This is a genomic window from Desulfurivibrio dismutans, assembly GCF_029210385.1.
GTDB classification, from domain to species: domain Bacteria; phylum Desulfobacterota; class Desulfobulbia; order Desulfobulbales; family Desulfurivibrionaceae; genus Desulfurivibrio; species Desulfurivibrio dismutans.
In genome coordinates, this window is record NZ_JARGDQ010000001.1 from 284,481 (window position 1) to 296,991 (window position 12,511).

The following is a 12,511-nucleotide window of genomic DNA, read 5'->3' on the forward strand; positions in this document are numbered from 1 at the left end:
ATTTGTTGCAGAACCGGGATCCATGAAATCTTCCGAACGGACCACGCGAACCAAGTTTATTTTCATCACCGGCGGAGTTCTCTCTTCGCTGGGCAAGGGCCTGGCCGCCGCCGCCATCGGCGCGCTGCTGGAAAGCCGGGGCCTGACCATCACTTTTCAGAAGCTGGACCCTTACATCAATGTGGACCCCGGCACCATGAACCCCTTTCAGCACGGCGAGGTTTATGTGACCGACGACGGGGCCGAAACCGACCTGGATCTGGGGCATTATGAGCGTTACACCTCGGTGAGCCTGAGTCAGCGCAACAACTATACCTCGGGGCGCATTTACCATACGGTGATCAGCAAAGAGCGCCGGGGTGAATATCTGGGCGGGACGGTGCAGGTGATTCCCCATGTCACCGACGAAATCAAGGCCGCCGTGCGGCAGCTGGAAGGTGAGGTGGATGTGGCCATCATTGAAATCGGCGGCACCATCGGCGACATTGAATCGCTGCCCTTTCTCGAGGCCATTCGGCAACTGCGCAGTGATCTTGGGCGGGAAAACACTTTGTATCTGCATGTTACCCTGGTGCCTTTTATCAAGACCGCCGGCGAGGTCAAGACCAAACCCACCCAGCACAGCGTCAAGGAACTGCGGGCCATCGGCATTCAGCCCGATATCCTGCTTTGTCGCACCGAATCGACGCTGAGCGACGAGTTGAAGGCCAAGATCAGCCTGTTCTGTAATGTCGATCGGGACGCGGTGATCACCGCCCGCGATGTCGACAATATTTATGAAGTGCCCCTGTGGTTCCACAAGGAAGGGCTGGACGACAAAATCCTCAAGCTGCTCAACGTCTGGACCGGTTCCCCTCGCCTGGAGCCTTGGAGCGAACTGGTGGAGAAGATCAAAAACCCCGCCGGGGAAGTCAGTATCGCCATCATCGGCAAATATGTGGAGCTGAAGGAATCATACAAAAGCCTGCATGAGGCCCTGGTACATGGCGGCGTGGCCAATGACAACCGGGTGGTATTGCGTTATGTCAGTGCCGAGGATATCGAAGTTCATGGCCTGGAAGGGGCGGCCACGCTGCTGGCCGGTTGCCACGGCATCCTGGTCCCCGGCGGTTTTGGCGGTCGCGGGGTGGCGGGAAAACTCATGGCTATTCGTTATGCCCGGGAGCAGAAGGTGCCCTTTTTCGGGATCTGTCTGGGGATGCAGTTGGCCACCGTCGAGTTTGCCCGCCATGTGGCCGGTCTTAAGGAGGCCGACAGTACCGAGTTCAACGCCAAAACGCCGCACCCGGTGATTTACTTTATCAAGGAGTGGTACGATTATCGTACCAGCCAGGTGCAGGTCCGGGATGAGGCCACCGATCTTGGGGGCACCCTGCGGCTGGGGAGTTATCCCTGCCGGTTGCAGCCCGGTACCAACGCCATGGAAGCCTACGGCGAGGAGCTGATCAATGAACGGCACCGGCATCGCTACGAGTTCAATAACGAGTACCGCCGACCGCTGACCGAAAAAGGGTTGGTAATCAGTGGCACCTCCCCGGATGACAAGCTGGTGGAAATTGTGGAACTGGCTGATCATCCATGGTTTTTGGGGTGTCAGTTCCACCCTGAGTTCAAGTCCCGACCCATGCAGCCGCATCCGCTGTTTACCGCTTTTATTAAAGCCGCCATGAACCATCAGCAAGCCGCCGCCGGACCGTATGACTGAGACGATGCAACCAGTGGAGATTGCCGGACGCTTCCAGGTCGGGCCCGGGCAACCGCTCTGTCTGCTGGCCGGGCCATGCGTCATTGAGTCCGAGCCGGTCATGCGCCAAACGGCCGGTTGCCTTAAGGAAATCTGCTCCGGCCTGGGTATCAACCTGATTTTCAAGGCCTCGTTCGACAAGGCCAACCGGACCTCACTGGAATCCTACCGGGGGCCGGGGGCAGGCGAGGGGCTGGCCCTGCTGGCGGCCATTGGCCGTGAATTCGAACTCCCCCTGGTGTCCGATGTCCATGAAAGTGGGCAGGTGGCGGCGGCGGCGGCCGTGCTTGATGTGCTGCAGATTCCCGCTTTTCTCTGCCGCCAGACCGATCTCCTGGTGGCGGCGGCGCAAAGCGGTAAGCCGGTGAACCTGAAAAAGGGCCAATTCGCTGCTCCCTGGGATATGGCCCACGCTACGGCCAAGATTCGCGCTGCTGGCGCCGGTGGGCTGCTGCTCACCGAACGGGGCAGCAGCTTCGGATACAACAACCTGGTGGTGGATATGCGTTCTCTGCCGCTGATGCGGGAGTTGGGCTGTCCGGTTATCTTTGACGCCACCCACAGTGTCCAGTTGCCCGGTGGTGCCGGTGGCACCTCCGGCGGTCAGCGCCGCTTTGTACCGACCCTGGCGCGGGCGGCGGCGGCGGTCGGGATCGACGGCCTGTTCATGGAGGTGCATCCCGACCCGGATCGGGCCCTGTGCGATGGCCCCAACTCCTGGCCCCTGGGCCAGGTGGAAGAACTCTTGCGTCAAGTTCTGGCCATCCACCAACTGACCAGGGCTGACATTGCCGGAGGCGGCCATGGCGGGGTCTGACGGGGCCAGCAATTATCCTTCCGACTGCGAGATTACCCAGGGGCTGCGGCAACGGGCGCTGGCCCGGGCTACTGAACCGGCGCCAAGCTATGCCTGGAAAAACTGTGTCCCCCGGGCCGCCGGGATCAAACTGTTGCTGCTGGATGTCGATGGGGTGCTGACTGATTCCACCATTGTGTACGGGCCGGAAGGCTATGAGATGAAGTCTTTTTCCACCCGCGACGGACTTGGTATCAGGCTGTTGCGGGAGGCTGGCGTGGAAACCGGGCTGATCACCGCCCGTACTTCCGAGACCGTGCGCCGCCGGGCTGAAGATCTGCATTTGCGGCATGTCTACCAGGGTCAGGGAGAGAAGATCCAGGTCTGGCAGCAGATTCTGGCGGAGGAAAAGTTGGGTCCCGAGCAGGTGGCCTACGTTGGCGATGACTGGCTCGATCTGCCCCTGCTGCTGCGGGCCGGTTTGGCGGTGGCGGTGGCGGATGCGGTGGCCGAAGTGCGGCAGGTGGCCCACTATGTCACCCAGGCTGCCGGGGGCCGGGGAGCGGTGCGGGAAGTCTGTGAGCTGATCATCGCCGCCCAGGGAATGCGGGAAAAACTGCTGGCTACCTACGCCCGCTAAGTGAACGGTTGCGCAAATAACATAACAACCTGGATTAATTGATCTAATGATGCACGGGATGCGCAACTTGTTTTGGCTGCTGCCATTGCTGCTGGCGCTGGGCTGGCCGCTTTACGGAGAGCGGCTGAGCGCCCTTCTGGCGCCGCCGGCGCTGCCCGACCACGAAGCAGGGCAAGAGCGGCAGTCGCCGGCGGCGCAGCGTTTCACCATGGAGCAGGTCCGATTTTTCCAGGAGATCGACGGCGAACTGGGGTGGCGGGCGGACAGTCGGAGGTTGCGTACCGGCGAGAGCGAAGATGAATTTTTTCTGACCGGAGTGCATGCCGTTTTTTATCGCGACGGGGCTGAGCAGGTCTGGATTGATGCCGACCGCGGCCGTTATGATCTGGCCGGCGAAGTGCTGGAGCTGGAGGATGATGTCCGACTGTTGGATGCCGACGGTTTTTCCCTCCTGACCCAGGCCCTGAGTTATTTCGAGCGGGAGGGACGGGTGGCCAGTCGGGTGGGGGTGGAAATTGCCGGTGAAGACCTGCAGGCCAGGGGCCGTCACCTGGATTACTTCCTGGCCGACGGCCGTTATGAACTCACCGGCGAGGTCGAATTCATAACATCATCGCCTTAAGACCGACTACTCTTCGGCAAATCGATAGCCCCGGCCCGGCACCGTGATGATAAAGCGGGGCCGGGAAGGGTTTTTTTCGATTTTCTGCCGCAAGTGCTGAATGTGCACATCGATTACCCGGCTCCAGGAGTATATTTTGGAGTCTCGCCACAGCCTTTTGCGAATTTCATCCCGGGTTACCAGATTATTGCGATTTTCCACCAGGCAGGCCAGCAACTGGAACTCCTTGGCGGTCAGGTAGACCTCCCGGCCAGCGACGCTGACCGTCTGGTTGCGCAGGTCGACCTCAAGGTCGCCGGCCCGGATAACGGGGTTGGGCGTCCCCCCCGGGCTGGCCCTCAGCCGCGCCTTGATCCTGGCCAGCAGCTCGCTGGTTTCAAAGGGCTTGACCACGTAGTCATCGGCCCCCAGTTCCAGCCCTACCACTTTGTCGGAGACCTTATCCCGGGCGGTAAGCATGATTACCGGCAGTTGGGGGTGGATCGACTTCAGGGAACAGCAGAACTCCAGGCCGTCGCCGTCGGGCAGCATCAGGTCAAGAATGATCAGATCCGGCTGAAGAGTCTCCAAAATCTGTCGGGCTTCGGCCAGGGAAGCGGCGGTGAGCAGCTTGAATCCGTGCAGTTCCAGGTTGGCTTGGAGCACTTTAAGGATATCATGATCGTCGTCGATGGCCAGCAGGGTTGTGGTTGGGGCGCTATCGTCCATGGCTTGCGGTTCTCATTGGCGGCAATATTTAAGGAAGGGGTTATAAGTTAACCGAATTTAAACATATTTTGCCCGAAATTGCTAAAATAGTGTAAAGCCGGTTTCTTTTTGTGGTAGGGGTAGCCGAAGACAGCCCTGGTCATCGGGTGGGCAGGTGAAAGTAGAAGCGGGCTCCGCCCTCGGGGCGGTTTTCGGCGCCGATCCGGCCGCCGTGGGCCTCGATGATGCTGCGGCAGATGGCCAGCCCCAGTCCGCTACCCTCCTTGTCGCCCAGGCGGTAAAATTTCTCAAAGATCTTCTCTTCCTGGCCGGGCTCGATCCCCGCTCCCTGGTCTTCTACCTCCACCACTGCTATCTCCTCTTCCTGGCTGAACCGGAGCTGCACTTCCGAATTCTGCGGTGCGAACTTGACGGCATTGGCCAACAGGTTGGTCAGCACCTGCCGGATACGGTCTTCGTCGGCCCGTACCGTCAGAGCCTGGGGCCCCCGGGTGGTGATCGCAATATTTTTGGCGGCGGCGGTCAAGGCCAGCTCTTCCCGGCTTTCCCAGACGAGCAGGGCCAGGTCGAAATCCTGAGTGTTCAGGGAGGACATGGTGCCCATTTCGATGCGTTCGATATCAAGCATGATGTTGACCATGCGGATCAGGCGGTCGGTGTTGTTGCGGATCAGTTCGAGAAAATCCAGCAGCTCGTCACGGCTGCAGGCTCGGCCGGTGTCCGGATCCAGACTGGTCAGCCGGGCGGTAAGATACTCCATGCCGCCCTTGACCGAGGTCAGCGGGGTGCGCAGTTCATGGGAGGCCCGGGCGATAAAATCGGATTTTTTGACGTTGGTGGCGGCCAGCAGCCGATTGGCCGCCAGCAGTTGCCGATTGCTCTGTTCAAGATCACGGGTAGCGATTTGGATCTTGTCTTCAAGGTTGTGATGATAGTCGCTGAGCTTGCCGGCCATGCGGGCGAAGGAGCGGGAGAGTTCCTCGAATTCATCGCCGGTCTGCAGGATCACCGCATCTTCCCGGTGGCCGCTGCGGGAGTACCGGGTTATGGCCATGGCCAGGGTCTGCATGGGGGTCAGCACCAGGTGGCGGATCATCAGCAGCAGCGAGCCGCTTAAAACCATTACCACCAGGCCCATGGCGGCAAACAGCAGGCGTCGGTTGCGGGCCGCCTCGGCGAAGGTCTCACTGAGCGGCAGGGTAACGCTGATGGCGCCGCGGACGTCATTAATTCGATAATTGCCGTGGCAGTCCAGGCAAACCGTTTCCGTATAAAGCGGTGAGATGTAGCGCAGGTACACATCTCGGTTGATGGTTTCCATGGTCATGAATTCTTCCATTTCTTCACGGGCGAAAGCCTCCAGGGCCTGACGCTCCAAGTCGTCGGGCCGGTTGGCGGGGTTTACCGGATTGAGGCTGGTGATGTGGAACCAGTAAGTTTCTTGCTCCTTGGCGTAATCGGCCAGGGCCTTGGTGACCATGGCCGGGGTCTGTCGCAGATAACGCCGCTCCTGCTGGTCGGTGATGGCGGCGTCGAGCATGAAAGGGGAGGGCTTGACCCATGGTTGATCGGGTGGCTCGCGGACAAAAATGCCGCCATGATCGGCCACCCATTTGCGGGTGATGATGATCTGGCGAAAGATGGTCCGGGCTTCATTTTCCGCCTGCTGCACGATGAGCCGATCCTGCCGGAGGCTGATCAGGTAAAAGGTGACGCTCATGGTAACCAGCAGTGTCAGTACACAGCCGATGATCAACTTGTAGCTCAGGCTCATTTTCAGCTTTCCGCGCATGGTTTCCCTTTTTTTGCTGTGGCCGGCAAAGCCATCGTAGGGTGGCGGCCGAAATATTATTTTTCCAGCAGGGCCAGCAGTTCATCGTAGCTGCGGGGCGGGCCGGAGCGGTTGGTGTCGAGGAGTTCGGTGGCCAGGCGGCTTTTGCGCCGGTGCAGCTCGCGGATCTTTTCTTCAATAGTACCGGTGGTAATCAGGCGGTAAATGGTGACCGGTTTCTTCTGGCCGATCCGGTGGGCCCGGTCGGAAGCCTGTTCCTCCACCGCCGGATTCCACCAGGGGTCCAGGTGGATGACATAGTCGGCGGCGGTGAGGTTGAGCCCCATCCCACCGGCCCGCAGGCTGATCAAAAACAGCTGTCCCTCACCGGCCTGGAATGCCTGTACGCGCTGCTGACGGATGCGAGCTGGGGTGGCCCCGTCGAAGTACTGGTAGCTGATCTGCTGCTCGTTCAGATATTGCCGAATAATCGCCAGATGGTCGACAAACTGACTGAACACCAGGATGCGGTGCCGGTTTTCCAGCAACTCCGTGACCACTTTGGCAAAAAGATCCAGTTTTGCTCCGGACAGGGTGCTGTCCGGTAACACCAGCCGGGGATGACAGCAGGCCCGGCGTAGTTTCATGATTTCCGCCAGTACCTGGAGCGGGGCGCCGGGACGGTGGGTGCCGTCGCCGTTTTTCAGGGTTGCCCGCGCTTGCCGGCGCAGGGCCTCATACATGGCGGCTTCTTCCCGGTGCATGGTGACCTGCAGAGTGATATCGGTCCGCGGCGGCAATTCCGGCAGCACTTCGTCCTTGAGTCGGCGCAAAATGAAAGGTGTAAGCAGTTTTTTCAAGCGTTGCCGGGCCGTCTGGTCATCATGCTGTTCGATGGGCACGATGAATTTTTTGCTGAATTGCTCCAGGCTGCCCAGCAGGCCGGGATTGATGAAGCGAAACAGGGTCCACAGTTCGGTGAGATGGTTTTCCAGCGGGGTGCCGGTGGTGATCAACTTGCAGTTGGACTGCAGTCTCATGGCCGCCCGGGAGCGTTTGGCCAAAAAGTTTTTTATGGCCTGCGCCTCGTCCAGCACGATGGTGTGCCAGTGGACGGCGGCCAGCAGGCCGGCGTCACGCTGCAGCATGCCGTAGCTGCAGACCACCAGATCGCCGGCCCCAAGGTGGTCGAGCAGTTGGCTGCGCTGCCGGCCAGCGTAATGGATCACCTTGAGTGCCGGGGCAAAACGGCGGGCCTCTTCCTGCCAGTTGAGGCACAGGGAGGTTGGGGCCACCACCAGGCCGGGGCCTTGAGCGGAACGGGCCAGGAGCAGGGCCAGGGCCTGAATGGTTTTACCCAGGCCCATGTCGTCGGCCAGACAGGCCCCAAGTTGCAGGTCGGCCATCTGGCGTAGCCAGCGGTAGCCGGTGAGCTGGTAATGGCGCAGCCGGGTTTGCAGGCCGGCCGGTGGCGGGGCCTGTTGCTCACGGTTCTGTTGCAGCCGGGCCAAAAACTTCTGCCAGTGCTGATCGGTGGTTACCTGTAATCGCTCCCGGGGCTCCTGGTTGGCGTTGCTGTCCAGCAGCAGCCGAACGGCCAGAGGGTGCAGCTTTACCTCGCCCTGGCGAATTTCGGCAAAGGCCTCAATTTCGTCAATTTTGCGTTTGAGCTCATTGCTTAAGCTGAGGAAACGACCGTTCCCCAAAGGAATAAAGCGACCTTTGCCCCGGCGGGCGGCACGCAGTAAAGAGTCCAGTTCCATTACCAGGCCGTCGTCCAGTTGGAGCGTACCGCTTAACCCGAACCAGTCGTTTTTTTTGCTGATCTTGAGCTGCAGTCGCTGCAGTTCAATGGTGGGGCTCACCGAAAAACCCCGTCCCGCCGGCCACTCCTGGGGCACTGGGGGGGTCTGTTCCTGCAAGCGGGTTAAAAAATCAAGGCAAACCTGGGGGGTGGAGAGGGTCCAGGTGGAGGGGTCGTGGTCGACTCCTTGGCTTTTCGGCTCCGGGGGCCATTCCAGGTTGCAGCGTGTTGCCAGTTCCCGGGCCTGGCTGGTTTCTGCGGTCAGGTCACGGTGCAGGCGGTAGCGGTGGTCGCTGATTTTGGCCCAGAGCAGCGGCGGTCCGTCACCGGGACAGAGATCCGGGCCGTGCTGCCCCAATGGACGCACTCGCAGGCGCAGCCGCAACCCCGAAGCGGTGGGGAAAAACTGGATGATGATGCGGTTGTCCGGCCTGATTGGTTCACAGTCCGGCAGCTGCAGGTCCAGGCATGAAAATACGGCCAAGTCCGGCGGCAGCTCCGTCAGCATTTCGCCCAGCGCGGCGGGGTTGTCCAGCGGCCGGGTTGTTCCCTCCGGGCCCAGTCTGGCGGCCAGCTCCAGCAGGGCCGGCGTGTAGGAGATAACCTGGAAAGCGGTTTCATCCCGACGGAACAGCACCTGGCCGGCCGGAGGCGGAAAGGGGTGCAGTCGCAGGCGCACCTGCTTTGGTGGTTCGGGTTCGATGAGCAGGGTTGGTTGGCCGTGTTCCACCTGCAGGCGCTGGCGCGGATCATCGGCGAGAAAAAGATGAGGGTGGCCAACCAGCAGTTGCAAATTCAGTTGCGGCGTCGATGTAAAACCGCCGCCCCGGCTTTGGGGCTGATGTGCCAGGCAGCGGCAGATGGCCTGGTCTTGCGGGGTTAACGGCAGTAGCGCGTCGGGCGGCGGTTGGCTCCGGTGCTTATCGGACGGGCCGTCGGCCAGTTTGATCAGCCGGTGGAGCGCCACCGGCCGGCCCCGGCTCCAGGTGCCGTCCTGGCGGCGTTGCTGCAGCACCGGCCTGAGTCCGTAATGGTCCTGCTCTTCCCGGTAGCGCAGCAGCCATGCCAGGCGGCGGGAGTCTGCCCGGTCGGGCGGTATGGGGGGGTGGTCGTGGTGCAACGCCATTACGGCGCGGCGCCAGGGTTCGGTGGTTTTAACCAGGGCGCCAAGGTGCCAGCTTACTGGAAAGGCATCCGGCTGCCTTCGGCCATCTGTCGGCAACAGGCTTTGGAAGCCGGCGGCCAGCCAACGGTAGCCGCTTTTCCTGGCGCGGCGGTCAAGCTTTCGCAGCGTGGGGTGCATGCCGTCGAGGATGTGGCCGGTAAGCCATAGATCAGCCAGGCCGGAAAAAAGAGTGATAATGCCATTACCGGCGGCATCATTGGTGGCGCCGGCGGCGGCCGTCGGCAAAGCCGGGCACAGCAGTTGGTCACTGCTGACCTGGTTGTCCAGCCGAGTGGTCACGCCGTGGAGGAGGCGATACACCGGCAGCAGAGGATTGTGGGGTTGAACTCTGGTCAGTTCGATGGTGGTTTTGCTGATCAGGGCCAGGTGGCGGTGGTTATCTTCGGCCAGCAGGCTCAGGAGCATGATGATTCCTTCAAAGCCGGTAAAAAAGGCGCTCGGATTACCCTCCCGGCGACGTAGCCGACTCAGATCGCCTTTGAATGAGCGGATGGCAGCCGGAAAATCGCCGACCAGGAAGTAAAGCCATCCCCGCAGGCCGCAGGCGCTGAGCTTGTGCCGGTGTCGCCGAAAAAAATCCGTCGCCGGGCCGGTTTCTCCCCGTAAAAGCAGGGCGGCCATCAGCAGATAAAGAAAAGGTTGCTGAAATTCTCGGGTCAGCCCGGCCAAAGCTGCCGGTTGCCGCAGGAAGTCGATCTGCGGTTGCAGGTCGATGAGGCGGGCAATATGGTCCCGGAAAATTTCCTGCAACGCATAAAGCCTGACCTGGGCCGGCAAGGCGGCAAAGCGTGCCGGCTCAAAAGGCTGGGCGCAGAGGGTGAGTACGGGATTGGGAAAATCAGCCCGCTGCTTGAAGTTGAACCACTGCAGCATGGCGTCTTGGAAGCCATCCAGATCATTCCCCTGCAGGGCCTCTTTAAGCCGCTCGCTAATCTGCCGGTATTCCGCGGCTGGCGGCGGACTTGTCGCCATGGTCGGCGCCCGGTCAGGTTGTTGCATTGGTACCTCGGAGTAGCATTGCAGGAGAGGTGGTGACTGACTTATGCATCGGAAAAAACTATATTGTATTCGACTTGCGGCAAAGGGGCGATCAATTTTTTTATCGTTTGATAATTATTCTTCTTGCATGCTGTTGGATGAGTGCCTAATATTGACAATGTCGTCGGTGGGGCTGGCAAATTGTAGCGGTCGTTGACTCCTCGGCAGCGGCGGCAGAACCTGATCCTCGGTAATCGTTGCCGTTACGGCGGCGATAAGGTTTCTGTCGTTAGTTATAACTGATGGCGACTGGGAGCGGCCGTTCCCTTGTCAACAATCAATGTAACTATTCAGCTCATTCTGGCACGTAACTGTTCAGCAGTGCCCCGGGTTGCGATAAGCCAAGTCGGCGTATCAGACATCAGGTATTCAAGCCGACCTGATCGGCGCAAGATGGGGTGCTGCTGGACAGTTACCAATCAATAATTTTTTTTGGAGGTAGCAACCATGGCGATGTTTGAGTGGAAGGACGAGTACAGTGTCAATATCCGGGAGATTGACGAGCAGCATAGGCAACTGGTGGCCATGATCAACGAGTTGCACGAGGCGATGATGCAGCAGCGGGCCAAAGATGTACTGGGTGGTTTGCTCAACAAGCTGGTTTCATACTGCGCCAATCACTTTGCCGTCGAAGAGCGGCTGATGCAAACCCACGGTTACCCGGAGTACGCCTCCCACAAAGCCAAGCACGAAAAGATGACGGCCAAGGTGATGGCCCTGCAGAATGACCTCAAGTCCGGCAAGGTCAATCTCACCGTCGAAGTGTCGCAATTTCTCAAAGACTGGCTGGATAAACACATCCTGGGCACCGACAAAAAATACGCAGCACATCTCAACAGCAAAGGGGTTAACTAGGAAAACGGGTTTGTTTTCCCTTTAGTGCTTACCTCGCCGCAAGATACGGCGCCCCGTGACCGCTGGCGCCGTATTTTCTCCGGTATTTGTTCTGCAGCTCAAGCAGCCGGCCCAGGTATTCTTCTCGCTGTCGGAGGGTTTCGGCGGCCGGGAGTTCCGCCAGCAGGCTGCCTATGGCTGGGCGGATGTCCAGCCCGTGGCGGTTGATGCCCTCCTCGTTGGCCCGGTCCAGAATCAACACCGAATAATAGGTGGTCAGCAGCCGTATGCGGGTGTCACGGCGGAAAAGGTAGGATCTCCCGCCCAGGGTGTTAAGAAAAAAACCGGCGTATTCGTAAAGGGCCGGCAGGGGCAAGGCCAACTGCAGGCTGCTGTTTTGGCACTCTTCGGCGATTATGGACCAGCGGTACAGCAGGGCTAGAATATTTTCCAGGTCTGCCCTCTCTTCTTGTATGACCTCCTTGAGCAGCCAGAGATCTTTCAGGCCCAGCATCCGGTACAAATGGGCGGTGTTGCTGAGTACCGTGTAAATATCGTCGGTTTCGCCACTGACCGCCGGAGGGTTGGCCAACAGCCGTTCCGTCAGGTGCTTGAAGTGGGTCAGGCTGTCTGTGGGCAATTCCCTTTGCCCGATGTAGCCCCGCCGGTCCAAGTGGGCGAAAAATTCTTGGATCTGGTCGCTGACCTGTTGGCATTCATCCGGTTCTTCGGCGGGAAGGGGCAGCGGCGCAGCGGGCCGTCGTTCGGGTCCGGTCGGTTCCGGGGTGATCAGCGCGGGAGTGTCCGGTCGTTCAGCACCTGGCGGTTCGTAGTGTACCGCCGGCTGGCGCGGCGTCAGGGCGAAAAACCACAGCAACAGGCCAAGGCCGATGATCATTATCAGGATCAGCAGGGCAATCGGCAGCAGGGATTTCTGCCGGGGGGCGGCACGTTTCTTGGTATCTGGCATGGGACCAAGACCTCCCGCAAGCGGGCGCAGATGGTGCTGATTGGCCGTCAAGGGGGCGACCAATCAGTTTAACTGTGGATCAATATCCTAGGATAATAGCCGGGGCGGAAATACCGGTCAATGAAAAATGACGATCTGGCAGGTGACGAGTTAGCAGCCCGTTGGAAAACGGGCTGGTAGCGGCCCATGGATGGGCCGCCGAATTTAGTGGCACTGAAAGTGGCAATGAATTCGTGAGGTTGGCCAAAGCCATCTTTGGCCAACCGTTAGTTGAAAAAGCCAGGGATGGCTTTTTCAACGGACTGTTAGTGGTCATTGGGGCAGCCGGTGTGGCCCCCCTGCTGGTTCAGAAAAATACAGGTTGTCAAAGCTGGGGAAAAAGGTAACCATCATACATC

10 protein-coding genes are annotated in these 12,511 nt (G+C 59.8%); 6 read left to right on the forward strand and 4 right to left on the reverse strand.

Annotated elements, in window-relative coordinates:
* The first annotated feature begins 22 nt into the window (after positions 1-22).
* The 4 genes from pyrG to lptC are packed head-to-tail and all read left to right on the forward strand — an operon-like array spanning position 23 to position 3,802.
* Entirely contained in the window at positions 23-1,705 is a 1,683-nt protein-coding gene (gene pyrG / locus P0N66_RS01275; protein WP_275802139.1) for a CTP synthase, read from the forward strand.
* Complete coding sequence (gene kdsA, locus P0N66_RS01280) at positions 1,698-2,561, forward strand: 3-deoxy-8-phosphooctulonate synthase (protein WP_275802140.1); 864 nt, start codon at positions 1,698-1,700, stop codon at positions 2,559-2,561. Before pyrG ends, kdsA begins: the two co-directional genes overlap by 8 nt.
* Complete coding sequence (locus P0N66_RS01285) at positions 2,548-3,180, forward strand: KdsC family phosphatase (RefSeq protein ID WP_275802141.1); 633 nt, start codon at positions 2,548-2,550, stop codon at positions 3,178-3,180. The genes kdsA and P0N66_RS01285 overlap by 14 nt, the downstream gene beginning before the upstream one ends.
* 58 nt (positions 3,181-3,238) lie before the next feature.
* Complete coding sequence (gene lptC, locus P0N66_RS01290) at positions 3,239-3,802, forward strand: LPS export ABC transporter periplasmic protein LptC (protein ID WP_275802142.1); 564 nt, start codon at positions 3,239-3,241, stop codon at positions 3,800-3,802.
* 6 nt (positions 3,803-3,808) lie between these two features.
* Here the strand turns inward: lptC and P0N66_RS01295 are convergent, their stop codons facing one another.
* The 3 genes from P0N66_RS01295 to P0N66_RS01305 all read right to left on the reverse strand — a co-directional run bounded on the left by P0N66_RS01295 (position 3,809) and on the right by P0N66_RS01305 (position 10,270).
* Positions 3,809-4,510 (reverse strand): response regulator transcription factor, encoded by a 702-nt coding sequence (locus tag P0N66_RS01295; protein ID WP_275802143.1) that lies wholly within the window; start codon positions 4,508-4,510, stop codon positions 3,809-3,811.
* A gap of 139 nt (positions 4,511-4,649) precedes the next feature.
* Positions 4,650-6,284: a sensor histidine kinase gene (locus P0N66_RS01300; RefSeq protein WP_275802144.1), complete on the reverse strand. Its 1,635-nt coding sequence runs from the start codon at positions 6,282-6,284 to the stop codon at positions 4,650-4,652.
* A 74-nt stretch (positions 6,285-6,358) separates the two neighbouring features.
* Entirely contained in the window at positions 6,359-10,270 is a 3,912-nt protein-coding gene (locus tag P0N66_RS01305; RefSeq protein ID WP_275802145.1) for a DEAD/DEAH box helicase, read from the reverse strand.
* 486 nt (positions 10,271-10,756) lie between these two features.
* Here P0N66_RS01305 and P0N66_RS01310 point away from each other — a divergent pair, with 486 nt between their 5' ends.
* Positions 10,757-11,164 (forward strand): bacteriohemerythrin, encoded by a 408-nt coding sequence (locus P0N66_RS01310; protein WP_275802146.1) that lies wholly within the window; start codon positions 10,757-10,759, stop codon positions 11,162-11,164.
* A 28-nt stretch (positions 11,165-11,192) separates the two neighbouring features.
* Here P0N66_RS01310 and P0N66_RS01315 read toward each other — a convergent pair whose 3' ends face one another.
* Positions 11,193-12,113, reverse strand: coding sequence for a hypothetical protein (locus P0N66_RS01315; RefSeq protein WP_275802147.1), 921 nt, complete (start codon positions 12,111-12,113; stop codon positions 11,193-11,195).
* A 161-nt stretch (positions 12,114-12,274) separates the two neighbouring features.
* Between P0N66_RS01315 and P0N66_RS01320 the strand changes: the two genes are divergently transcribed.
* Complete coding sequence (locus P0N66_RS01320) at positions 12,275-12,499, forward strand: hypothetical protein (protein WP_275802148.1); 225 nt, start codon at positions 12,275-12,277, stop codon at positions 12,497-12,499.
* Positions 12,500-12,511: the final 12 nt, after the last annotated feature.